Source organism: Frankia sp. AgPm24, assembly GCF_023243055.1.
GTDB classification, from domain to species: Bacteria; Actinomycetota; Actinomycetes; order Frankiales; family Frankiaceae; genus Frankia; species Frankia umida.
The window spans coordinates 125577-148470 of record NZ_JALKFW010000211.1 but is presented as its reverse complement, the minus strand read 5'-3'; the positions used below and the strand labels follow the sequence as shown (position 1 = coordinate 148470).

Annotated in this window: 18 protein-coding genes; 12 read left to right on the top strand and 6 right to left on the bottom strand. The window is 71.6% G+C overall.

Annotated features, from left to right (window positions below; translation table 11 throughout):
- The first annotated feature begins 317 nt into the window (after nucleotides 1-317).
- Nucleotides 318-914, top strand: a complete 597-nt coding sequence (gene coaE / locus MXD61_RS23265; protein ID WP_248815541.1) for a dephospho-CoA kinase — start codon at nucleotides 318-320, stop codon at nucleotides 912-914.
- An 89-nt stretch (nucleotides 915-1003) separates the two neighbouring features.
- Here the strand turns inward: coaE and uvrB are convergent, their stop codons facing one another.
- Both uvrB and MXD61_RS23255 read right to left on the bottom strand, forming a co-directional pair.
- Complete coding sequence (uvrB, locus tag MXD61_RS23260; protein ID WP_248815540.1) at nucleotides 1004-3136, bottom strand: excinuclease ABC subunit UvrB; 2133 nt, start codon at nucleotides 3134-3136, stop codon at nucleotides 1004-1006.
- A 115-nt stretch (nucleotides 3137-3251) separates the two neighbouring features.
- Complete coding sequence (locus MXD61_RS23255) at nucleotides 3252-4736, bottom strand: CdaR family transcriptional regulator (RefSeq protein ID WP_248815551.1); 1485 nt, start codon at nucleotides 4734-4736, stop codon at nucleotides 3252-3254.
- A 270-nt stretch (nucleotides 4737-5006) separates the two neighbouring features.
- On the opposite strand from MXD61_RS23255, the gene MXD61_RS23250 reads away from it, so the two are divergent.
- Together MXD61_RS23250 and MXD61_RS23245 are read left to right on the top strand one after the other, a co-directional pair.
- Complete coding sequence (locus MXD61_RS23250; RefSeq protein WP_248815539.1) at nucleotides 5007-6362, top strand: peptidase M50; 1356 nt, start codon at nucleotides 5007-5009, stop codon at nucleotides 6360-6362.
- A gap of 264 nt (nucleotides 6363-6626) precedes the next feature.
- Nucleotides 6627-7730: a TerC family protein gene (locus MXD61_RS23245; protein WP_248815538.1), complete on the top strand. Its 1104-nt coding sequence runs from the start codon at nucleotides 6627-6629 to the stop codon at nucleotides 7728-7730.
- 46 nt (nucleotides 7731-7776) lie between these two features.
- On the opposite strand, the gene MXD61_RS23240 is transcribed toward MXD61_RS23245, so the two are convergent.
- Nucleotides 7777-8601, bottom strand: a complete 825-nt coding sequence (locus MXD61_RS23240) for a YafY family protein (protein ID WP_248815537.1) — start codon at nucleotides 8599-8601, stop codon at nucleotides 7777-7779.
- A gap of 496 nt (nucleotides 8602-9097) precedes the next feature.
- On the opposite strand from MXD61_RS23240, the gene MXD61_RS23235 reads away from it, so the two are divergent.
- A complete protein-coding gene (locus MXD61_RS23235) occupies nucleotides 9098-10297 on the top strand; it encodes a glycosyltransferase family 2 protein (RefSeq protein WP_374629434.1) in 1200 nt (399 codons plus the stop codon).
- Nucleotides 10298-10534: 237 nt separating this feature from the next.
- On the opposite strand, the gene MXD61_RS23230 is transcribed toward MXD61_RS23235, so the two are convergent.
- Nucleotides 10535-10702: a hypothetical protein gene (locus MXD61_RS23230; protein WP_192029225.1), complete on the bottom strand. Its 168-nt coding sequence runs from the start codon at nucleotides 10700-10702 to the stop codon at nucleotides 10535-10537.
- A gap of 236 nt (nucleotides 10703-10938) precedes the next feature.
- Between MXD61_RS23230 and MXD61_RS23225 the strand changes: the two genes are divergently transcribed.
- From MXD61_RS23225 to MXD61_RS23215, 3 genes are all read left to right on the top strand, one after another.
- Nucleotides 10939-11115: a hypothetical protein gene (locus MXD61_RS23225; RefSeq protein WP_248815536.1), complete on the top strand. Its 177-nt coding sequence runs from the start codon at nucleotides 10939-10941 to the stop codon at nucleotides 11113-11115.
- Between the two features lie 171 nt (nucleotides 11116-11286).
- Nucleotides 11287-11448: a hypothetical protein gene (locus tag MXD61_RS23220; RefSeq protein WP_248815535.1), complete on the top strand. Its 162-nt coding sequence runs from the start codon at nucleotides 11287-11289 to the stop codon at nucleotides 11446-11448.
- 145 nt (nucleotides 11449-11593) lie between these two features.
- Nucleotides 11594-11869 (top strand): hypothetical protein, encoded by a 276-nt coding sequence (locus MXD61_RS23215; protein WP_163548988.1) that lies wholly within the window; start codon nucleotides 11594-11596, stop codon nucleotides 11867-11869.
- A gap of 613 nt (nucleotides 11870-12482) precedes the next feature.
- Here MXD61_RS23215 and MXD61_RS23210 read toward each other — a convergent pair.
- The gene (locus tag MXD61_RS23210; RefSeq protein WP_248815534.1) at nucleotides 12483-13166 is read right to left on the bottom strand and encodes an MBL fold metallo-hydrolase; all 684 of its coding nucleotides are present in this window, start codon (nucleotides 13164-13166) and stop codon (nucleotides 12483-12485) included.
- Between the two features lie 458 nt (nucleotides 13167-13624).
- On the opposite strand from MXD61_RS23210, the gene uvrA reads away from it, so the two are divergent.
- Nucleotides 13625-16597, top strand: a complete 2973-nt coding sequence (gene uvrA, locus MXD61_RS23205) for an excinuclease ABC subunit UvrA (RefSeq protein WP_248815533.1) — start codon at nucleotides 13625-13627, stop codon at nucleotides 16595-16597.
- A 64-nt stretch (nucleotides 16598-16661) separates the two neighbouring features.
- On the opposite strand, the gene MXD61_RS23200 is transcribed toward uvrA, so the two are convergent.
- Nucleotides 16662-17075, bottom strand: coding sequence for an SsgA family sporulation/cell division regulator (locus MXD61_RS23200; protein ID WP_163548985.1), 414 nt, complete (start codon nucleotides 17073-17075; stop codon nucleotides 16662-16664).
- A 251-nt stretch (nucleotides 17076-17326) separates the two neighbouring features.
- Here MXD61_RS23200 and uvrC point away from each other — a divergent pair, with 251 nt between their 5' ends.
- The 4 genes from uvrC to whiA are packed head-to-tail and all read left to right on the top strand — an operon-like array spanning nucleotide 17327 to nucleotide 22597.
- Nucleotides 17327-19645, top strand: coding sequence for an excinuclease ABC subunit UvrC (gene uvrC, locus MXD61_RS23195; protein ID WP_248815532.1), 2319 nt, complete (start codon nucleotides 17327-17329; stop codon nucleotides 19643-19645).
- Nucleotides 19642-20511: an RNase adapter RapZ gene (gene rapZ, locus MXD61_RS23190; RefSeq protein WP_163548983.1), complete on the top strand. Its 870-nt coding sequence runs from the start codon at nucleotides 19642-19644 to the stop codon at nucleotides 20509-20511. The genes uvrC and rapZ overlap by 4 nt, the downstream gene beginning before the upstream one ends.
- Before the next feature lie 2 nt (nucleotides 20512-20513).
- The gene (gene yvcK, locus MXD61_RS23185; protein ID WP_248815531.1) at nucleotides 20514-21605 is read left to right on the top strand and encodes a uridine diphosphate-N-acetylglucosamine-binding protein YvcK; all 1092 of its coding nucleotides are present in this window, start codon (nucleotides 20514-20516) and stop codon (nucleotides 21603-21605) included.
- A gap of 14 nt (nucleotides 21606-21619) precedes the next feature.
- On the top strand, nucleotides 21620-22597 hold the full coding sequence (gene whiA, locus MXD61_RS23180; RefSeq protein WP_175084492.1) for a DNA-binding protein WhiA: 978 nt from the start codon (nucleotides 21620-21622) through the stop codon (nucleotides 22595-22597).
- The last annotated feature ends 297 nt before the right edge of the window (nucleotides 22598-22894 follow it).

The following is a 22894-nucleotide window of genomic DNA, read 5'->3' as shown; positions in this document are numbered from 1 at the left end:
CGGGCCGTGACCGCGCGGGGAGGCACCGGGTCGCCGGAGCCCGCGAACCGCGAACCCCAACACCGCGCACCTCCTCTTCAGACGAGTGTGTAGGAGTTGGAATCTCCCGCCTTCAGGCAGGGGAGGACGTCAAGTCCGTCGCGTCGGCCTCCACCTGGCACAGTGTGCCAACCATCCGGACGGCGTCGCCGGGCCGGTGCGGGCCGGCGGGTCGAGACGCCGGGTCGGGCCGCCGCGCCGAGGCACCGGAGCGCCGCGGCGCCGACGCACCGGAGCGCCGCGGCGGTGTGGCTGGCAGACTCGGCAGGGTGCTCAGGGTGGGACTTACCGGAGGCATCGGCTCGGGCAAGAGCGCGGTGTCAGCGCGACTGGTGGCACGGGGCGCGGTGCTCATCGACGCCGACCAGATCGCCCGCGATGTGGTGGCACCGGGCACCGCCGGTCTGGCCGCGGTGCTGGCCGCGTTCGGTCCCGAGGTCGCCGCCGCCGACGGCAGCCTGGACCGGCCGGCGCTGGGGCGGATCGTCTTCGCCGACGAGACTGCCCGCCGCCGCCTGGAGGCCATCGTGCATCCGCTGATTCAGGCGGAGACCGCGCGTCGGATCGCGGGTGCGACGGCCGGGGACATCGTCGTGCACGACATTCCGCTGCTCGTCGAGGTGGGCGCCGCGGGTGCCTACGACCTGGTGGTCGTCGTCGAGGCGCCCGCGGCACTGCGGCTGGCCCGGCTCGAGGCCCGCGGCCTGCCCCGGGAGCAGGCGCAGGCCCGGATGGCCGCGCAGGCCGACGACGCGCGGCGCCGCGCGGTCGCGGACCTGATCGTCGACAACGGCGGCACCCTGGCCGATCTCGATGCCCAGGTCCACGAGGTCTGGCAGGCGCTGCTCGCCCGCCGCGACGCCACCGTGACCTGACGGTGAGCGGACGGCGCCGGGGGCGGCGACGTGGCCGCGCCCACCTCCACGGCCGCACCGGGAGCACCGGGTGCACCGGGCGCCGCGGATCACGAGACGCCGGCGGCGCCCATGCCGCGCAGCTCCTTCTTCAGTTCGGAGATCTCGTCCCGTAGCCGGGCGGCCAGCTCGAACTGCAACTCCCGGGCCGCCTCGTGCATCTGGTCGTCGAGCTGGCGGATGAGCTGGCCCAGCTCATGGGAGGGCATCCCGGCGAGTTCGGCGGCGTGGCGGCCGACGGCGTCGCTGCGCCCGGAGCGTGACTTCATGCCGGGCACGGGAGCCTTGCCGCGGGACTGGGCCCGCCCGCCGCCGCCGATCAGCTCACCGTCAGTGGATTCGCGGACCATGTCGTCGAGAATGTCCACGACCTTCTTGCGCAGCGGCTGCGGGTCGAGCCCACGCTCGGTGTTGTAGGCCATCTGCCGGGCCCGGCGGCGGTTCGTCTCGTCGATGGCGTAGCGCATCGAGGGTGTGATCTTGTCGGCGTACATGTGCACCTGGCCGGAGACGTTACGTGCGGCCCGACCGATGGTCTGGATGAGTGACCGCTCGGAACGCAGAAAGCCCTCCTTGTCGGCATCGAGGATGCTGACCAGTGACACCTCGGGCAGGTCGAGACCCTCGCGCAGCAGGTTGATGCCGATCAGCACGTCGAACTCGCCGCGGCGCAGCTCGGTGAGCAGCTCCACCCGGCGCAGCGTGTCGACCTCGCTGTGCAGGTAGCGCACCCGGATGCCGAGTTCGAGCAGGTAGTCGGTGAGGTCCTCGGACATCTTCTTGGTCAGGGTGGTGACCAGGACGCGCTCGTCGCGTTCGGCGCGGGCGCGGATCTCGCCGACGAGATCGTCGATCTGGCCCTTGGTCGGCTTGAGCACGACCTCCGGGTCGAGCAGCCCGGTCGGGCGGATGATCTGTTCGACCACCCCGTCGGCCAGACCCATCTCGTAGGAGCCGGGGGTGGCCGAGAGGTAGACCGTCTGGCCGATGCGCTGGAGGAACTCCTCGAACCGCAGCGGGCGGTTGTCCATGGCGCTCGGCAGCCGGAAGCCGTGATCGACCAGGTTGCGCTTGCGGGACATGTCACCCTCGTACATGCCGCCGATCTGCGGCACCGTCACGTGCGACTCGTCGATGACCAGGAGGAAGTCGTCGGGGAAGTAGTCGAGCAGGGTGTGCGGGGCGGTACCGGCGCCGCGCCCGTCGATGTGGCGGGAGTAGTTCTCGATACCCGAGCAGAACCCGACCTGACGCATCATCTCGATGTCGTAGGTGGTGCGCATCCGCAGCCGCTGGGCCTCGAGCAGCTTGCCCTGCGCCTCCATCGTCTCGAGGCGCTCCGCCAGCTCCGCCTCGATACCGCCGATCGCCCGTTCCATCCGCTCCGGGCCGGCGACATAGTGGGTGGCGGGGAAGACGAAGATCTCCTGCGACTCGCGGACGATCTCACCGGTGAGCGGATGCAGGTAGGTGAGCCGCTCGATCTCGTCACCGAACATCTCGATGCGCACGGCGAGCTCCTCGTACACGGGGAACACCTCCACCGTGTCACCGCGCACCCGGAACGTGCCTCGGGTGAACGCCAGGTCGTTGCGCGCGTACTGGACATCGACCAGCCGGCGCAGCAACGCGTCGCGCTCGACTTCCTCGCCGACGCGCAGGCGGACCATCCGGTCGATGTACTCCTGCGGAGTGCCAAGGCCGTAGATGCAGCTCACGGACGCCACGACGATGACATCGCGGCGGGTGAGCAGGTTCATCGTGGCCGAGTGCCGCAGCCGCTCGACCTCCTCGTTGATCGAGGAGTCCTTCTCGATGTAGGTGTCGGTCTGCGCGATGTACGCCTCGGGCTGGTAGTAGTCGTAGTACGAGACGAAGTACTCGACGGCGTTGTTCGGCAGCAGCTCGCGGAACTCGTTGGCCAGCTGGGCGGCGAGGGTCTTGTTCGGTGCCATCACCAGCGTCGGGCGTTGCAGCCGCTCGATCAGCCAGGCCGTCGTCGCGGACTTACCGGTACCGGTCGCGCCGAGCAGGACGATGTTGGATTCGCCGGCCTCGATCCGCCGGGTCAGATCCTCGATCGCGGCCGGCTGGTCACCGGCCGGGGAGTAGTCGGACACGACCTCGAACGGGGCGCGCGTCCGCTCGAGATCGGTGGTGGGCCGTTCGAACGCTGTGCTCACGTTCTCCAGAACACCACAGCCCTCCGACAGTTTCCGCCCGGCCGGTCGACGACGGTCCGCCGCGCCGCCACCCGGGCTGCCCGGCCCGCCCGTCCTGCCCCGACCGGCCGGCCCGTCATCCTGCGGGGGCGCACGGATCCCAGCCGATGAGCCGCGCGCCGAGCACCGCCGTCTGCAGCACGTACCGGTCGGTGGGCGAGGTCGGATTGTGCCGGGTGAGGGTGTGGATGCGATCGAGGCGGTAGGTCAGCGCCCGCACCGACAGGTGCAGCCGGCGGGCCGCGGCCAGCGCCACCGCGCCGGTGGAGAAGTACGCGTCGAGGGTTTCCAGCAGCGGTTCGGCGCCGCCGCGCGCCGCCCGCAGCGGGGACAGCACCGCCTCCACGAGTTCGGCCAGCGCCTCCCGGTCACGCAGCAGCACCTTGTAGATGAGCAGGTCATCGGTGTGCACGACGGTGCCCGCGAGACCCAGACGGCCCGCGAGGTCGGCTGCCGAACGGGCCTCCTCGAAACCGATGCGCACTCCGGCGACACCACTGCGGGCGCGGCTCGCCCCCATCCGCCAGATCAGTCCGGGCTCGTCGCGCAGCCGTTCGGCCAGGGCCGCCACGGCGGTACCCGACTCCGGCGGCGAGGCGAACGCCGGCAGCGGGGAGAACCCGAGGCCACGATCGGACGGCCCGATCTCATCGGCGGGACGACGTCCGGTCGGGCGAGGTGGCCGACCCGGGCGCGCCGCGGAACCGGCGCCCGCGGAACCGGTGTTGGCCGAACCGGCGCCCGCGGAACCCGTGCTGGCTGATCTCGTGTCCGCTGATCCGGTGTCCACCGGGAGGGTGGGCTGGGTCAGCTGGCTGTGGGCTGGCAGCACGCAGACGAGCAGGCCGTCACGGGTCGCGACGAGCGGCTCGGTGAGACTGTGCGCGCGCAGCAGTTCCTGTGCCGATCGGGTCAGCGCACGTCCGTCCAGGAAACGGCGGTTGCCGGTGATGACCAGCACCGTGTGCGGCGCCTCGAGCCGCAGCCCGAACGCGATGGCCCGCTCGAGCAGCTGACCGACGGCGGACGTCCCGGTGAGCAGGTCGTCGACGAGTTCGCGGCGCAGCGCCTCCTCGGAGCGGGCCCGGGCCATCCGGGCCGCCTCGAAGCCCTCACAGACCGCGGCGACGGCGTCGTCGCTGGCCCGCAGCACCGCGGAGGCGGCCGCCCGGGTGCGCGAGACCGCGCCACTTGGTCCGCCCGACCCGCCTGGCGTCCCGTCCCGGGGCTCTCGGCCGCCCCGGTCGGCGCGGGCATCCCGGTCGGCGGCGCGCACCGCGGGCAGGGACGGCCACACGCGCCACGTCGCCGAGAGGTAGAGGTCGACCAGCGCGGGCAGTGGCGCGCCGGACTCGGCGGCGACCTGCCCGAGGGCCCGGAACTGGTCGAGTTCGGCCCGGGTGAGCCGTCGGCCGCTGTCCGCCGCGGCGGCGAGCACGGCGAGGTAGTCCCCCAACAGCCCGGCATGCAGCCGGGAGTCCGCGGCGGCGAGCACCGCGGCCCGCGGCAGGCGGGTGAGGCTCGTCTCCGGGAGGCCGCCCGGCGCGTCGTCATCGGTCATCGGCAGCGGGGCCGGAGGTGCCGACCGTTCGCCCGGCAGTCGTTCGCCTGAGGTGCGTTCGCCCGCGTTTCTGGACATCCTGCCCCTCCGCTTCTGCCGAGTCTCGGCAACAAAATCATAGGCGAACTCGTCCACTTCGGGCGGTGTCTGCCGGGACCACGCGGGAAGGACAGACGTTGAGTGTGTAAGGAGCCCGCCCGTCGTACCAGTCGCCGTGCCATCGACGATCGGCGGCGGGTGGGACCAGCACCGGAAGGAGTCCGAACGGCCATGAGTACCCACGACGCCACCCGACGGGGAGGTCTCCCGCCGATCACGGTGCGTCCGGGATTTGCTGTCAGCGCGGCGCTCGTCACCGTCCTGCTTGGTGCCCTGACGCTGCCCACCACTGTCGCGGACCGTCCTACGTCCGCGTACCTGTGTGGCGGTCTGATCGGCGCGGTCCTGCTCGCCGGCATCCTGCTGGGTGCCGATCTGATGCGGGCGCGCGCCGCCCGTCGGGCCGGGCTGAACGTCCTTGGCATCATCCTGGGCGCCACCGGCAGCCGGCTGGTCGTCGCGCCCGGCGCATCACGTGCCGGTGCCGGTGCCGGTGAAGCGGACGGTGTGGTCGGGAGCGTCCGGCTCGCCGCGACGGGCGCGGGGCGGCGAGCCGGTGGTGACGCCACCGAAGCCGCCGGCTCGAACGGTGGGCGTGGGGTTGGCCTGGTCGATCCGGCGGCCGCCGAGGGCGACGCCGACGCCGAGGCGATCCGGGTGGAGGCGAGGCTCGCCCGGGCGGGACTGGGCACCACCGCGCTGGCCGGTGCGCTGCTGGTGGTAGTCGGGGTGTTCCTGCCGGGTGGGACGACGGCGCTCGCCGCCCAGGTGGCGCTGTGGGTCGGTACCTTCGCGTTGCTGCTGACCTTCGTCGAGGTGCTGCCGAGTCCGCGCAGCGCGGGTGGACGGCTTGTCGCCGACCGGGTGCTGCGCCGCACCGGCAGCCGGGCGAACGCGGAGCGCGCCGCCGCGCGGGCCGGGGTGCTCAGTGGCTGGGCCCTCATCGCCGCCGGCACGGCCGGTGTCTTCCTGGTCGGGTTCGTCGCGCTGTGGGCGGTGCTGCTGGGCTGGCTGGCCCTCGGCGCGTCCCGTCTCGCCCAGGCGCAGCAGCGCACCGCCGCGGCGCTCGTCGGGCTGACCGCGCGCGATGTCATGGCGCCGGCCGCGCCGACCCTGTCCGCCTGGACGTCGGTGGACGACGCGCTGCGGGAGGTCGTGCTGCCCTCACGCCAGGGTGTGTTCGGCGTCGCCGACTTCGCGGGTGGGCTCGCCGGGGTGGCGCTGCTGCGCGATCTCGCCGGCGTGCCCATGGACGACCGTGGCCTCACCCGGGTCAACCGGGTGCTGGTGCCGCTGTCCGCGGTGGCCACGGCAGCCCCGGCTGACGACCTGGCCACGCTGCCCGCCCGGCTGGCCGAACGGCCGGCCGCCGGCTGCGTCATCGTGATCGAGCCGGCCGCGGACGGCAGCGTTCACATGGTCGGCACCGTCGGTCCGTCCGAGTTCGGCCGGGCCCTGGAGACGGCGCCGCTTCGCGGGCAGGGCGGCGGTCTTGGTCGGGCCCGTCCGGGCAACCTCTGGCGCTGACGCCTCCTGGCCCCGAACCACTGACGCCTTCCTGGCCCCTGGCCCCTGACTCCTGGCCCTTCCCTCCCTGACCGCGGGCCCCTGTCTCCTGGCCGCGGCGGGCCGCTGATGGTCGTGACGTGACGTCGGTGATGAGCGTGCCCCGGGTGGCTGCCGGCAACGAAGCCCATCCGCCCGGGGCGACATCACCACCATGTCCTCCTGACTCCCCTCTTTTCGCCCCGGGCATTCCTGTGCCCTTCTTCCGGAACTGGAGACACATCCGTGCACGTCCCGCTATGGGCCTGGCTTGCCTTCATGGGTGGTCTGCTCGCGCTGCTTGCCATCGACCTGCTGGCACACCGTCGTGCCCACGTCATCGCCTTCAAGGAAGCCGCTTGGTGGAGCGTGCTGTGGGTGTCCCTGGGCCTCGGTTTCGCCGGGGTGATCTGGGCCTGTTATGGCCCGGGCGCGGCCGGTGAGTACACCGCTGCCTACCTGCTCGAGAAGAGCCTTTCCGTCGACAACCTGTTCGTCTTCGCGCTGATCTTCTCGTATTTCAAGGTGCCCCGCGCCTACCAGCACCGGGTGCTGTTCTACGGAGTTCTCGGCGCGCTGGTACTGAGATTTCTGTTCATCGCGGCCGGCATCGCGGTCCTCGAGCAGTTCAGCTTCGTCATCTATCTCTTCGGCGCTTTCCTGATCTACACCGCGGTCCGGATGGTGCGTGACGACGGCGTGGACATGGACCCCGGTAACAGCCGGGCGACCCGTCTGCTGCGGCGGATCATGCCCGTCTCCGACGAGTACCACGGCCAGCGCTTCGTGCTGCGCCGCGCGGGCCGACTGGTCGCCACTCCGCTGCTCGCCGTCCTCGTGGTGGTCGAGACCGCCGACGTCCTGTTCGCGTTCGACTCGGTCCCGGCGGCGCTGGGCGTCACCGACCAGATCTTCCTCGTCTACACCGCCAACGCGCTGGCCATCCTGGGCCTGCGATCGCTGTTCTTCCTGCTGTCCGGCCTGATGGAACGCTTCCACAAGCTGGCGACGGGGCTGGCCGTGATCCTCGCCTTCATCGGTATCAAGATGCTGCTCACGGACGTGTGGCACATGCCGATCGCGCTGTCCCTCGGTTTCATCGCCGTCGTTCTGACGGCCTCGGTGGTGTGGTCCCTGCGCACCGAGCCCCCGGCGCGGGACGCCGACCCGGACGAGGCCCATCCCGAGGTCGGTACCCGGGGCACCGCCACCCTCGATACCGCCACCCTCGATACGGCCGACCTCGCCGCGGCCGATCCCGCCGCGGCCGATCCCGACGCCGACGCGCGGGCGACCGAGGAGCGCGGCGCCGACGCGGATCATGGCCAGCAGGCGGGGCGGGTCGGGTAGGCATCGCCGTCCCGGGCAGGGTTCGCGGGTGATGGGCCCTGCCCGGTCAGGTCGGCGCGACCGAGCTGGCCGGGCTGGCCGAACCGTCTCGGCTGACCGCTCTGATCGATTCCACGGTGCCGGCCGGCGGCTCACCCTGGCCGACGCCGGCAGCGGTGCCGGCACTGTTGCCGGGCTGCGGCGGTCGTGGCCGTCGGACGCTCGGTGGTGGCGCGGTGAAGTAGGCGAACGGGTCGCGTTCCTGGACCGGACGGCCGGTGTTCACCGCCCGGGAGATGCGGTCCCAGCGAAACCAGCGTGGTCCCCGCCGCTCGAGGCACCAGGCCAGCAGGTACCACTGGCCGCGGGTCAGCGCCACCATGGCTGGCTCGATCGGCCGGCCCACGGTCCGGCTACCGGCGCCGTCCTGGTAGTCGATGAGGAGGACCTGTCCGGTGCGCAGCGCCTCCTCGACCGTGACGGCCAGCGGGGTGCGCATCAGTACCGGTGCACCGGCCGCCGAACCGGCTGCCCTCTCGGCGACCTGCTGCTGTTGTGCCGGTGGCAGGCTGTCGAGCAGCTTCTCCAACGCCGCCGCGCCGTCGCGGGTGAACGGCCCGCCGCCGACGGCCAGCGCCACGGCGGCGGCACCCGCCTGGCCCTGGGTGAAGGTGACAGGAGGCACCGTCGCATGCTGGGCAAGCACATAACCCCCGCCCGGTCCGGACACCCCGCCTACCGAGACGCCCGCCTTCTGCAGGTCCAACAGGTCTCGCCGAATGGTGCGAACACTCACATCCAGCCGGGCTGCCAGGCTGGCTGCGGTGCGCCCGGCGGGTCCGGCCCGGCGCAACTCCTCGACGATCGCGGTCAGTCGATCTGGGTGCGGCATGTTCTTACGTTGACAGGATGGTGTCCTGGGTGGTGGCGAAACGGCAGGACTCCTGCGATCTCCTCGCCTCCGTCCCGGTCGACCCGAGGGATCGACGACGGACGGTGGGCGGCGGACAGCGGACTCGACGCGTGCGGCGAGGCGGTCCCGCCTGGTCGGGCGAGCGGCGGCGCGCCGGGGAGTACCGTGACGTGTGTGATTCTTGTCCGTACGGAGTCCGTGGATGTGCCTCGCGCGTCCGACCGTGGTGGGAGGCCGGCTGCTGTCGCCGGTTTCGGAGTTGCTTTCGGTGGGCCGTTCACTGATATTTAGTGGTCCGCAGGGTCCAATCTGAACCGGATGTTGTCCAGGCGGCTGCTGCGGCTTTAATCCGCCTTTTTCAGGCGCGGCGCAGAAGCGGGCGCGACTCGCCGTGGGCGCAACATGGAACATCTCCAGGGCGTCGCTATTCTGGTGGCGATCAGTGCCCCGGCACTTTTTCTTTCTATGAAGGCGGATGATGCACAGTCTGTGCTCGGTTGTCGTGTCCCACGGCGGCTCGTCCCATCTGTACGAACTGCTCACGAGTCTGCTCTCCATCAAGGGTGGCCGAGTAGTCCTGGTGGAGAACGGTCCACTCGACCAGACCGCGGTTCCGGACGGCGTGCGCATCGTGGAGGGGCAGGGCAACGTCGGTTACGGCACCGCTGTCAACATCGCCGTCCGCCACGTCCTCGCGGAGGCCGCGGGGGCGGGGGAGAGGCTGGAAGCCGGGGAGGGCCCGGGTGCGCGGCCGGCCGGCTCGGCTGGGGACGGCGCGCCCGAATGGGTGCTGGTGGTCAACAGCGACGTGACGATACCGACCCGGACCGCGGCCGTGCTGCCCGAACTGCTGGCCTGGTATCCACCGTCGGTCGACGCGGTGGGCTTTCCGTTTCTCGACACCCCCGACGGCCCGCCGGGACGTTCGCGGGCGGTGCTCCCGACGCCACGGACCAACGCGGTCACCGCCGTTCGTGGCGAGGTCGCGGCCGTCGCCCGCTGGCCGCATCTGCGCTATCCGGTCGGGGCGTTCTTCGCGATCCGGACGCAGACCTTCCTCGAGCTCGGCGGATTCGATCCGTCCTTCTGGATGTACTACGAGGAAACCGATCTGTTCGCCCGGCTGTATGCCAGCGGCGGTCGGATCGCCTGGGCCGACGACGAATGGCCGGTGGTGCATGTCGGCGGAGAGACCGTCGGACGCTCACCGATGCTGCACACCGAACTCGGTCGCGCCGCGGCCGTGTACGCCCGCCGCCACCGCGTCACGATCGGTCGCAGCTGGCCCGCCGTGCACGCCGCGCAGCTGGGCCTGCTCACCGCGCGCAAGATCGCCACCGGCCGGCCGCATGACGCCCGCCGTGCGGCCCGCATGCTGGTCGGTCTGCTGGGTGGCCTGGCCCGACCATCCTGGGAACCCGCCGTCGCGTCCCGCTGGCAGGCGATCCCGGCGGAGACCCGGCTGCGCCTCGGTCACCTCCCGCGCCCCCACCACCAGCCCGACGAGCAGCCCGACGAGGCCGGGTTGGAAGCCGCGATCAGCCCCGTGCCCGCCGTGGTCACGCCGCCGCCTCGATCCATCCCGGCGATACCCGCTCCGGCGCGGGTGACCGACCCGATCCGAGGCGCCGGTCCGGACCTTGAGGCGCTCCTGCGCCGGACACCACGCGGCTGAGCGGACGGCCCCGGTCAGGACATGGCCCGCCTCGCCTCCTGGCTCGGCACCGCGCGGATCGGCGGGCACCGTAGGCGCATCACCGTCTGAGCTGCCGGTCATGGGGAGTCCGGTCCGCCCCTGATGGCTCGGCAAGGCCGAGACCCGCCGCCGCCTCGGCATCCTGTACGAGCACTACGAGTCCATCGGAATCCAGGGCGGCGGCCGGTTGCACTGGCTCACCTTCGGCCGCTGACGTCACATCGCGGCCATCGCGGCCCGCAGCGCGGCGACAACGATGTCGGCCGGAAAGCTGCGGGCCGCCTCCCGTTCCGCGTCAGCGAGCACCGTCTCCGCCTCGCCGGCACCAGCATGGCGGACCCGTGCTGTCATCCACCGAGCAAGTAGCGCCAGGTCCTGCGGCATCGGCCCAGGATCCGGCCCCAGCTCGACCGGTTCCGGCCACCGGTGGCCTGCCGAGGCGTACCGACCGGGCGGGAAACCGATCTTGCCGGGGTGGATGCACACCGGCGCTCCGGTGGCCTGATCCCGCCCCTGTCCATACGCCGTTGACGCACCGCACCCCGCCGTAGGGCCCGGCGAACGTCAGCGAAGGATCATGGGTGCAGTGCGCGCCCACGGGCCACGGCGACGGCGGTGGGGTGTACGGCCCGTTCGCCCCTGCCGTGTCCGAAGCGAGTTCGGTCGGTGACGGCGAGGCCACCGGTGCCGGTGATGGTGTCTGCGCTGGCGACGTTGCAGGCGCGGCGACGCTCGGCGAAGCCGACATGGTCGGCGATGGTGTCGTTGTGAGCATGCGGCGTGAGATTTCCCCGTGATGTTCATCGGCGGTGATGGCCGAGTGCCGGCGGATCGCCCTGGCCGCATAAGGCCGGCGGCCGGCGGTCGACCCCCGACAGGCCCCAACGCCCTGGATAGTTTGTAATCCAAATCAATACAAGATCGTCAATCACGGTGGGAAGCCAACCACCAACACCCGGAGTCCACCTGTGACCAGTATCAACACCACCACCACCGCCGACCTCGGCAACCGAATTCTCACCGAAGCCCACACCCTCATCCGCGGATCCGGCGAACTCAACATCGACCAGACCTACAACCGCGAATACCACACCACCCTTCAAGCCATCAACTACGCCCACGCCGCGTAACTCCTCCTCGGTCAGTTCGCTGTCCGCGACCCGCCGGCCGCCGACTTTTATGCCAATATGGTCGCCGATTGGGAATCCGGTGAAGTCGGAGACCTACTCTTCGAACAGACCCACAGCTCCACCCCGCCAGCAAGGGAGAAGCCCGATGAGCCCCCGCCGCATCGCCGCCGCGATCCTCTGTGCCGCAACCCTCACCCTCACCGCTGCCGGCTGTGCCCGTAGCTCCAACGGCACGCTCGACGCCCCCCTCGGACGCCAGGACAACAGCCCGGCGCAGATCATCAACGCCCCGGACGGCTGGCGGAACGTGATGACCAAATGCGTTTCGTTCCAGCCCGGGAAGCGGATCTACGAGGTGCGGGGAACGGACGCCGTGCCCGTGATCGTCGACGACCCGGCCTGCGGAAAGGCTGGCCACTGATGCCCCTCGACACGCAGCGACACGGCTCGTCTCGATCGAGCCGTGGCCGTGTTGGCGGATGCTGCCAGCGGCATTGCCGGTGTCGAGGTCGACATCACCTACCAGCCTGCTGACACCGTCCCGCCGTCGCCCGGCGCTGCCGGTGAAACCCCCACCCGCTGGGGAGACCCGCCATGCCCCGAACCCCCAGCCCGACCAGCCTCCGACGGAAGTAGGAAGCCTATCGGCGGAGGCGGGTCCACGAAGGCCTCGATTTCGAACAGCACGTCATCGCCGCCACGTTGGAACCCAACGGCTAGGTGTGCACCCGCAGCCACATGTCCAGGGGGCCATGCGATCTGGCCGCGATCAAAAGCGGGCAGATCCTGCTGATCCCCGCCCGGGTTTGACGTGCGGACTGTGACCGCAACCCCGGTTCATGCCCCGCGCGCAGGTTGCAGGATGGCACGTTCCGTCCGTGCCGCTGCGCAGGACTCGAACCGGCCGCGATGGAGCCGGTGAGGTTCCGGGAGCTGTCCTCGTCGCGGGGTCTGCCGTCAAGCCCGAGTAGCCCTGAGGGTCAGCGCTGAGCAAACAGGACGATCCGGCCGGCCGCAGTTGCGGCGCGCAGAGTTCACCAGCCGCGGGCCCGCCACTCGGCGAGATGGGGGCGCTCTACGCCGATCGTCGAGTCGAACCCGTGACCTGGATAGATCCAGGTGCTGTCCGGGAGCGGCCCGAAGACCTTGGCCTCCAGGTCGTCCATGAGGGTGACGAAGGCCGCGGCATCGCCGAAGGTGTTACCAGGACCGCCAGGGAACAGGCAGTCGCCGGTGAACAGGTGCGGTGAGGCGGGGTCGGCGTCGTAGAGCAGGGCGACCGAGCCAGGTGTGTGGCCGACCAGATGGATGGCGCGCAGGGTGGCGCGACCGACGGTGACCACATCGCCGTCCCGAACGATCCGGGCCGTCGGCACGGGGATGTCGGGGGCGTCGTCGACGTGGGCGACGGTGGTCGCACCGGTGGCGGCCACCACCTCGGCGAGTGCCTGCACGTGGTCGGCGTGCCGGTGGCTGGTGACGACGGTGGCCAGCCCCGCGTCACCGACCAGGCGCAGCAGCGTGTCGGCCTCGTTCGCCGCGTCGATGAGCAGCTGCTCCTCGGTGACGGTGCAGCGCAACAGGTAGGCGTTGTTGTTCATCGGGCCGACCGCGACCTTTGTCACGGTCAGGCCAGGCAGTGTTCGGGTGTCCGCCGGGCCGCCGACGGTGACCTGGCCGGAGTAGGCGTCGCCCGCCGTACCATGCTCGCTGCTCATGGGTGCTGCCCCTTCGACGGACTCCCGCGGTCCCTCCCATCCTTCACCACGGTCGCCTTCGGTGGGGCGGGCGGTGGACGCGCTCGGCGAGGCCGTCGACGAAGCTCGCCGTGCCCAGCCCGCCGGGCTGGTGATCACCGCGGCCGTGGCCGGGCGGCGAGTGTCGGCCGGTCCGGCCGGCGGCGGAACATCCGCTGGTAGCGGATGGTTACCGTCGTTCGGATGGGGACCGCGCCGCCATGGCCGATCGGCGCCCGTGTGGGCCGGTGTGGGCCTCACGTGGGTCGTGGTGCCGGGTTGGGTTCGCCGCCGGGTAGAACCGCTGCTGTGCGGCGTTGGCCGCGGTGCGGCATGGACAGCTGCCGTGGGAGGTGGCCGCGACGGAACTGTCGGACCCCATCCGTAGCATGGCGACACCCGCCCAGGTCCGATTTCCGGAAGATCATGAGGGATCGACGATGGCCGACCGACTTGTCGTGCGTGGCGCGCGTGAGCACAACCTCCGCGACGTCGACCTTGACCTGCCCCGGGATGGGCTGATCGTCTTCACCGGAATGTCGGGATCGGGCAAGTCGAGCCTCGCCTTCGACACGATCTTCGCCGAGGGGCAGCGGCGTTACGTCGAGTCGCTGTCGGCCTACGCCCGCCAGTTCCTCGGTCAGATGGACAAGCCGGATGTGGATTTCATCGAGGGCCTGTCCCCGGCGGTGTCCATCGACCAGAAGTCGACCTCGCGCAACCCGCGGTCCACCGTCGGCACGATCACCGAGGTGTACGACTACCTGCGGCTGCTCTACGCCCGCGCGGGCCGCCCGCACTGTCCGAAATGCGGGCGGCCGATCGCCCGGCAGACGCCCCAGCAGATCGTCGACCGGCTGCTCGAGCTGCCCGAGGGCACCCGTTTCCAGCTGCTCGCCCCGGTGGTGCGCGGGCGCAAGGGTGAGTACGTCGACCTGTTCGCCGAGCTCCAGAGCTCCGGCTTCGCCCGCGCCCGGGTCGACGGCGACGTCGTCGCCCTCACCGACGTGCCCAAGCTCGCCAAGCAGCGCAAGCACACCATCGAGGTCGTCGTCGACCGGTTGGCGGCGAAGGCGTCGGCCAAGCAGCGTCTGACCGACTCGGTGGAGACGGCGCTGCGTCTGGGTGGAGGCCTGGTGCTCGTCGACTTCGTCGACCGGCCCGCTGACGATCCCGACCGCGAGCGGATGTACTCCGAACATCTGGCCTGCATGTACGACGACCTGTCGTTCGAGGAGCTGGAACCACGGTCGTTCTCGTTCAACTCGCCCTACGGCGCCTGCCCGGACTGCTCCGGCATCGGCACCCGCAAGGAGGTCGACCCGGAGCTCGTCGTTCCCGACCCGACGCTGTCGCTGGCGCGGGGCGCGGTGGCGCCGTGGGCCGGTGGGCACAACAAGGAGTACTTCGAGCGGCTGCTCACCGCGCTCGCCGAGGACCTCAGCTTCCGGATGGACACGCCCTGGGAGGGGCTGCCCGAGCGGGCCCGCAAGGCGGTGCTGCACGGCAGCGGCGACACCGAGATCCACGTCGGCTACACCAACCGCTACGGGCGCAAGCGGTCCTACTACGCGTCCTTCGAAGGTGTGATCGGCTTCATCGGCCGCCGCCACCGCGAGGCCGAGTCGGACAGCAGCCGCGAGCGGTACGAGGGGTACATGCGCGATGTGCCGTGCCCGACGTGCCGCGGTGCGCGGCTCAAGCCCGAGTCGCTCGCGGTCACCCTCGGGGCGCGTTCGATCGCCGAGGTGTCGGGGATGGCGATCGGGGAGTGCGCCGAGTTCCTGCGCGGCCTCGAACTCACCGAGCGGGAGCAGGTGATCGCCGGTCGGGTGCTCAAGGAGGTCGACGCCCGGCTGTCGTTCCTGCTCGACGTCGGTCTGGACTATCTCTCGCTGGACCGGGCCGCGGGCACGCTGGCCGGCGGGGAGGCGCAGCGTATCCGGCTCGCCACCCAGATCGGCTCCGGGCTCGTCGGCGTGCTGTACGTGCTGGACGAGCCGTCCATCGGCCTGCACCAGCGGGACAACCGCCGGCTCATCCAGACCCTCGAGCGTCTGCGTGACCTTGGCAACACCCTCATCGTCGTCGAGCACGACGAGGACACGATTCGCGCGTCCGACTGGGTGGTCGACATCGGTCCCGGTGCCGGCGAGCACGGCGGGCGGGTCGTCGTGTCCGGGCCGGTGGAGGAGCTGCTGGCCAGCGAGGAGTCGATGACCGGCGCCTACCTGTCGGGGCGCCGGCAGATCCCGGTCCCGGACATCCGCCGGGTGCCGACGAAGGGTCGCTCGCTCACGGTGCACGGCGCCCGGGAGCACAACCTGCGTGACGTCACGGTCTCGTTCCCGCTCGGCTGCTTCGTCGCCGTCACCGGGGTGTCCGGGTCGGGCAAGTCGACACTGGTCAACGACATCCTCGCGGCGGTGCTCGCGAACCGGCTCAACGGCGCCCGCGAGGTGCCGGGCCGCCACCGCACCGTCAGCGGCCTCGAGGAGCTGGACAAGGCCGTCCGGGTCGACCAGTCGCCGATCGGGCGCACCCCGCGATCGAACCCGGCCACCTACACCGGCGTGTTCGACCACGTCCGCCGGCTGTTCGCCGAGACGACCGAGGCGAAGGTGCGCGGCTACCAGCCCGGCCGGTTCTCGTTCAACGTCAAGGGCGGCAGATGTGAGGCCTGCTCCGGCGACGGCACCATCAAGATCGAGATGAACTTCCTGCCGGACGTGTACGTGCCGTGTGAGGTCTGCCACGGTGCGCGCTACAACCGGGAGACCCTGGAAGTGCACTACAAGAACCGCAGCATTGCCGACGTGCTCGACATGCCGATCGAGGAGGCCGCCGAGTTCTTCGCCGCGGTGCCGGCGATCGCCCGTCACCTGCGCACCCTCAACGACGTCGGGCTTGGATACGTCCGGCTGGGCCAGTCGGCACCGACGCTGTCCGGTGGCGAGGCGCAACGGGTGAAACTCGCCGCCGAACTACAGCGCCGCTCCACCGGCCGCACCGTCTACGTCCTGGATGAGCCGACGACCGGATTGCACTTCGAGGACATTCGCAAACTGCTCGGGGTACTCGGCCGGCTGGTCGACGCGGGCAACACCGTCATCGTCATCGAGCACAACCTCGACGTGATCAAAACCGCTGACTGGATCATCGACATGGGTCCCGAGGGTGGCACCGGCGGCGGTCGGGTCGTGGCACAGGGCACACCGGAAAGTGTGGCCGCGGTCACTGAAAGCCATACCGCGGTGTTCCTGCGCGAGATTCTCGGCGGCCGGGTCGCCGGTACGGACGGTGGCGGCCGGGGTGTCAGGGGTGGCGGTGTCGAGGGCGAAGGTGCCGGGGGCGGAGATGGCGAGGGCGCGGGTATCCGGCGCGAACGCGTCGCCGAGGCCGCGGCCCGCTAAGGCCGCGCCCGCCGCGCCGGTGCCGGTCGGCCGCCGCGGCGACTGGCCGCGGCGCGGGCGGCGGTCAGTCCTGGAGGAGGTCGGCGAGCACGGTGTCGAGCTCCTGCTCGGTGTGCTCCTGGCCGGTGGGCACGAGCCGCTCGGTGCGGTCGAGGAAACGGCGCAGCGGCGCCGTGGCCAGCACGACCACCTTGCTCTTCTCGCCGTCCGCCAGGTCGAGGCGGATGCCGCGCTGCTCGGGGTCAGGGCCGATGCGCACGTCGCCGTCGCCGACGGCGCGCTCCAGGCCTGTGCGCAGCGCGTCACGTGGCGCCACCCAGTGACCCTGGGGCAGGGCGGGGTGCTCCGGTCGGGATATCAGGGTCAGCGACACGGCCAGCGGATCGCAGGCCCGCCAGCAGATCTGGAACACCGTCACCCGCCCGCTGTTGGCGCCGTCGTCCACGACGAACTCCGCGGTGACGTCCTTTCCAAACACGTGCTGGCTCCCTCGGTTCGCCATCCGGTGTGTCGAGGGTCGCAGCCTCGCGCGTCGGGCGCCAGCGGGAGAGCCCCGAACACCGGAAGGTGTGGATGTGATCACTTTACGTCCTCGATTGCTGAGGCGCTGCCGGACCGTCCCGACGTCGGGAACCGGACCCCCGCCGACCAGGTCGCACGCTATGCGTGATGAAATGGTTACGTGCAGGTGCTGCCCGTCCAGGATGATGGTCGCCGTAGGCTCGGTTCATGGCTGATCCGGCGTCCTACCGGCCTGCGCCGGGGTCGATCCCCGAGACCCCCGGCGTCTACCGCTTCCGTGACGAGCATGGCCGCGTGCTGTACGTCGGCAAGGCCAAGAACCTGCGCGCCCGGCTCGCGAACTACTTCGCCGCCCCGCACACGCTGCATCCCCGCACCCAGCAGATGGTGCGGACGGCCTGCGGTGTCGAGTGGACGGTGGTCGCCACCGAGGTCGAGGCACTACAGCTCGAGTTCACCTGGATCAAGGAGTTCGACCCGCGGTTCAACGTCCGCTACCGCGATGACAAGAGCTATCCGAGTCTCGCCGTGACCCTTGACGAGGAGTTCCCGCGACTGCAGGTCATGCGGGGGCCAAAGCGCAGGGGCGTGCGGTATTTCGGGCCGTATGTCCATGCCTGGGCGATCCGGGAGACCCTGGATCAGCTGCTGCGGGTGTTCCCGGCGCGGACCTGCTCGGCCGGGGTGTTCCGCCGCGCCGGGCAGGTGGGCCGGCCGTGTCTGCTCGGCTACATCGACCGGTGCAGCGCGCCGTGCGTCGGACGGGTCGACGCCGCCGAGCACCGGGCGATCGTCGAGGACTTCTGCGATTTCATGTCCGGCCAGACGGGCCGGTTCCTGCGCCGCATCGAGCAGGACATGCGCGCCGCCGCGGCGGCCCAGGAGTACGAGCGGGCCGCCCGGCTGCGCGACGACGCCGGTGCGCTGCGCCGCGCGATCGAGAAGCAGGCGGTCGTGCTGCCCGACGGCACCGACGCCGATGTGATCGCCTTCGCCGAGGACGAGCTGGAGGCCGCGGTCGCGATCTTCTACGTCCGGGGTGGGCGGGTCCGCGGCCAGCGTGGCTGGGTGGTCGACAAGGTCGAGGACGTGACCACCGCCGACCTCGTCGAGCAGTTCCTCACCCAGGACTACCTCGAGGGCATCGCACCACCCGCCATCCCCGGCGCCGAGGACACCGCTCACGCCGACGGTGCCGCGGACGGTCCGGCGGGTGCCGCGGACGGTCCGGTGGGTGCCGCGGACGGTCCGGTGGGTGGCCGCGGTGTGCGGGGGGACGCGCGCCGGCCCACGGGGCTTGCCAGCGTGGATGTCGAGGGCGCCGGTGTCGCCCGCGAGATCCTGCTACCGGTGCTGCCCCCGGACGCCCAGGCGGTGACCGAACTGCTCGCGGTGGTCCGCGGCGGCCGGGTGGAGCTGCGGGTCCCGCAGCGGGGCGACAAGCGGACCCTGCTCGAGACGGTGCAGCGCAACGCCAGTCAGACGCTGGCCCTGCACCGCACGAAACGGTCCAGTGACCTGACCGCCCGCAGCCGTGCGCTGGCCGAACTCCAGGAGGCCCTGGACCTGCCGGACGCGCCGCTGCGCATCGAGTGCTTCGACGTCTCCAACACCCAGGGCACCAACATCGTCGCCAGCATGGTCGTGTTCGAGGACGGCCTGGCCCGCAAGTCCGAGTACCGCCGGTTCTCCATCCGGGGGCTCGCCGGCGGCGCCGATGCCGCGGGAGACAGCGGTGGGGGCGCCTCGGGGGCGCGGGCCCGCGGTCAGGACGACGTCGCGAGCATGTACGAGACGATTCACCGACGGTTCTCCCGTTACCTCGCCGAACAGTCGCGCACCGGTGAGATCGCCGGCATCCCGGCCAGCGGCGAGGTGCCCGCGGAGCTGACCGACCCAGCCAGCCCAGCCAGTTCAGCCGGGTCGGCGGGGGAGGCGGCCGTGGGTGGGCAGCCGATCGATCCGGACACCGGACGTCCCCGTCGGTTCGCCTACCCACCGAACCTCGTCGTCGTGGACGGTGGGGCGCCGCAGGTCGCGGCGGCCGCGCGGGCGTTGAACGACCTCGGCATCGACGACGGGCCGGGCGGAGTGGCACTGTGTGGACTCGCGAAGCGGCTGGAGGAGGTCTGGCTTGCCGACAGCGACGAACCGGTGATCCTCCCGCGCACATCCGAGGGCCTCTACCTGCTACAACGGGTGCGGGACGAGGCACACCGCTTCGCGATCACCTATCACCGGCAGAAGCGTTCCACCGCGATGGTGGCCTCCGCGCTCGACGAGGTGCCAGGCCTCGGTGAGACGCGGCGCAAGGCGCTGCTGCGGGCGTTCGGTTCGGTCGCGAAGATCCGCGCGGCCAGCGCGGAGGAGCTCGCTCAGGTCTCCGGGATCGGTCCGCGCACCGCCGCGGCGATCGTGGCGGCCCTCGCCCGCACGGCGCCGGGGCAACCCGCGGCGCCCGCCCCGGCCGTCGACCCGATGACCGGTGAGATCCTCGACCACGCCGACGCGGGACGGACGCCATGACCACACCGACCCTCGAGTTGGCCATCATCACCGGGCTGTCCGGCGCCGGCCGCAGCACGGCCGCCAAGTGCCTGGAGGACCTCGGCTGGTTCGTCGTCGACAACCTGCCGCCCGCGTTGCTGTCCACGATGGCCGAACTGGGGCATCGCTCCGGTGGGGCGGTCAGCCGGATCGCCGTCGTCGTCGACGTCCGCGGGCGGGCGTTCTTCTCCGACCTGCGGGCGGCGGTCGCGGCGCTGGACACCCGGGGCATGCAGCCCCGGATGCTGTTCCTGGAGGCCAGCGACGACGCGCTGATCCGCCGGTTCGACCACGTCCGTCGGCCGCATCCGCTGCAGGGCGACGGCCGGGTCGTCGACGGCATCGGACGTGAGCGCACACTGCTCGCGGAACTACGCGGCGAGGCCGACCTGGTGCTGGACACGACCGACCTCAACGTCCACGAACTGCGGGCGAAGATAGACGCCGCGTTCGGTCAGCCGCGTACCCACCGGCTCAACGCCACCGTCGTCTCGTTCGGCTACAAGTACGGGCTGCCCCTGGACGCCGACCTCGTGGCCGACTGCCGCTTCCTGCCCAACCCCCACTGGGTCGAGGAGCTGCGCCCCTACACCGGACGGGACCCGCAGGTCCGCGACTACGTGCTCGCCCAGCCGGGCGCGCGGGAGTTCCTCGACCAGTACGCGGCGCTGCTGCATCTGATGGGTGACGGGTTCGCCCGCGAGGGCAAGCGGTACCTCACCCTCGCGGTCGGCTGTACCGGCGGCAAGCACCGCAGCGTCGCCATCGCCGAGCAGGTCGGCGCGCGTCTGGCCGCCGACGGCATCGGAGTTCGCGTCGTGCACCGCGACCTGGGTCGGGAGTGAGCGTGAGCCGTTTCGACGACGAGGACGACGAGGCCCGACTGCCACCGGCGGTGGTCGCCTTCGGTGGCGGGCACGGTCTGGCCGCCTCCCTGGCGGCACTGCGCCGACTGACCCCGGCCCTGACCGCGGTAGTGACCGTCGGTGATGACGGTGGTTCGTCGGGACGGCTGCGCAGTGAGCTCGGCGCCCTGCCCATGGGCGATCTGCGGATGGCGCTGGCGGCCCTCGCCGGCGCCGACGGTGACCCGGCGACCTGGGCTGACCTGTTCCAGCACCGGTTCGGCGGGCCCGGTCCGCTGGCCGGACACGCGGTCGGGAACCTGGTGCTCACCGGCCTCGCCGAACGCACCGGATCGCCGGTGGCAGCCCTGGACCTGGCCGCCGCGCTGCTCGGGGTACGGGGCCGGGTGCTGCCGCTGGCGACGGCGGGTATCGACATCGTCGCCGATGTCGCCGGGCTTGATCCGCGCGAGCCGGAGGTGACCGCCGAGGTCCGCGGGCAGGCGGCGGTGGCCACCACGACCGGCCGGGTGGTGGGACTGCGGGTCGCGCCGGCCGCACCGGTGCCCTGCCCGGAGGCGGTGGCGGCCGCCCGGGCGGCGGACTGGCTGGTACTCGGCCCGGGCTCGCTCTACACCAGCATGCTGCCGCATCTGCTGGTGCCCGGGATGCGTCAGGCGATCGCCTCGGCGCGCGGACGTACGCTCATGGTGCTGAACCTGGCAGCGCAGCCAGGGGAGACCGCCGGTTACACCCCGCAGGCCCATCTCGACGCGCTGCGCCGGCACGTGCCCGGACTGCGTCTGGACGTGGTGCTCGCCGATCCCACCGCGGTGCCCGATCCCGCCCCGCTCGCGGCCGCGGCCGCTCTGCTGGGCGCCCGGCTGCACCTGGCGCCGGTACGGGTGCCCGGCGCGCCCATCCACGATCCGATCCGGCTCGCGGCCGCCTTCCAGGCGGTGTTCGCGGACGGAGATCCGAGGCACTCGGCCCGGCAGACGACCGCGGTGGCGGTCGGCGGGGCCGCCCGGTCCGGGTGCCCTTCGTCTGGCGGAGCCGTCCGCCGGACCTCATCTGGTGAAGCCAAGGAGTGATCGGTGTGGCGGCGATGACGGCCACCGTCAAGGATGAACTGAGTCGGTTGCGGGTCGCTAAACCCTGCTGCCGGCGGGCTGAGATGGCGGCGTTGCTGCGTTTCGGCGGCGGTCTGCACATCGTCGGGGGTCGGATCGTCGTCGAGGCGGAGCTGGATACGGGGGCGACCGCGCGGCGGCTGCGCCGGGAGGTCGCCGAGGTGTTCGGCTTCCCGTCCACTGTGGCGGTGCTCGCCGCGGGCGGGTTGCGGCGCTCGGTGCGTTACATCGTGCGGGTCGAACGCGACGGAGAACAGCTGGCCCGCTCCACCGGGCTGCTCGACCAGCGTGGCCGGCCCGTGCGCGGGCTGCCGCCGCAGGTCGTCACCGGTTCGGCCTGTGACGCCGCGGCGGCCTGGCGGGGCGCGTTCCTCGCCCACGGGTCGCTCACCGAACCGGGGCGGTCCTGCTCGTTGGAGGTCACCTCGCCCGGGCCGGAGGCGGCGCTGGCGCTGGTCGGCGCGGCGCGGCGGCTCGGTGTGCAGGCCAAGAGCCGCGATGTGCGCGGGGTGGACCGGGTGGTGATCCGCGACGGGGACGCGATCGGGGCGCTGCTGACCCGGATCGGGGCGCACGACAGCCTGCTGGCCTGGGAGGAACGGCGGATGCGCCGGGAGGTCCGGGCGACCGCGAACCGACTGGCCAACTTCGACGACGCGAACCTGCGTCGGTCGGCGCGAGCGGCGGTCGCGGCCGGGGCCCGGGTCCAGGCCGCGATGCGCATCCTCGGTCAGGACGCCCCCGAGCACCTGCTGGCCGCGGGACGGCTACGTCTCGAGCATGCCCAGGCCTCCCTGGAGGAACTGGGTGCGCTCGCCGACCCGCCGTTGACCAAGGACGCGGTGGCCGGGCGGATTCGTCGGCTGCTGGCGCTCGCCGACAAGCGGGCGAACGCCCTGGGTATCCCGAACACGGAGGCGAGCGTCTCACCGGATCTGCTGGAGAACGCCTGACAAGCCCCGTGTCATTCGGTCCATTTCGGGCATTCCGTTCGATCTTTGTTCGCGGAATTGTGCTCCTGACGAGTCCGGTCGGGACCGGTCCGGACCATGGCCGACAACGCCACGCCAGGCTGATCAACAGGCCCGACCGGCGGTGGAATAATGTGCCGGGATGGCACCATCGTGATCGCCCACAGGGGGCGGGGTGGTGGCCCCTGTCCGGGCTGTCCGCCGGGCGGCCGGGCCCGGCCACGGTCGGTCCGCGGATCGGATCGTCGCTGGCTCGGGGTCCGTCCGAGCAGGGTGGGG

Excerpts from the sequence above, each read along its gene's own strand:
- MXD61_RS23255 (WP_248815551.1), bottom strand. The coding sequence starts at position 4,736 with ATGACCGATGACGACGCGCCGGGCGGCCTCCCGGAGACGAGCCTCACC.
- MXD61_RS23250 (WP_248815539.1), top strand. The coding sequence starts at position 5,007 with ATGAGTACCCACGACGCCACCCGACGGGGAGGTCTCCCGCCGATCACG.
- MXD61_RS23240 (WP_248815537.1), bottom strand. The coding sequence starts at position 8,601 with ATGCCGCACCCAGATCGACTGACCGCGATCGTCGAGGAGTTGCGCCGG.
- MXD61_RS23235 (WP_374629434.1), top strand. The coding sequence starts at position 9,098 with ATGATGCACAGTCTGTGCTCGGTTGTCGTGTCCCACGGCGGCTCGTCC.
- MXD61_RS23230 (WP_192029225.1), bottom strand. The coding sequence starts at position 10,702 with ATGCCGCAGGACCTGGCGCTACTTGCTCGGTGGATGACAGCACGGGTC.
- MXD61_RS23215 (WP_163548988.1), top strand. The coding sequence starts at position 11,594 with ATGAGCCCCCGCCGCATCGCCGCCGCGATCCTCTGTGCCGCAACCCTC.
- MXD61_RS23210 (WP_248815534.1), bottom strand. The coding sequence starts at position 13,166 with ATGAGCAGCGAGCATGGTACGGCGGGCGACGCCTACTCCGGCCAGGTC.
- uvrA (WP_248815533.1), top strand. The coding sequence starts at position 13,625 with ATGGCCGACCGACTTGTCGTGCGTGGCGCGCGTGAGCACAACCTCCGC.
- uvrC (WP_248815532.1), top strand. The coding sequence starts at position 17,327 with ATGGCTGATCCGGCGTCCTACCGGCCTGCGCCGGGGTCGATCCCCGAG.
- rapZ (WP_163548983.1), top strand. The coding sequence starts at position 19,642 with ATGACCACACCGACCCTCGAGTTGGCCATCATCACCGGGCTGTCCGGC.
- whiA (WP_175084492.1), top strand. The coding sequence starts at position 21,620 with ATGACGGCCACCGTCAAGGATGAACTGAGTCGGTTGCGGGTCGCTAAA.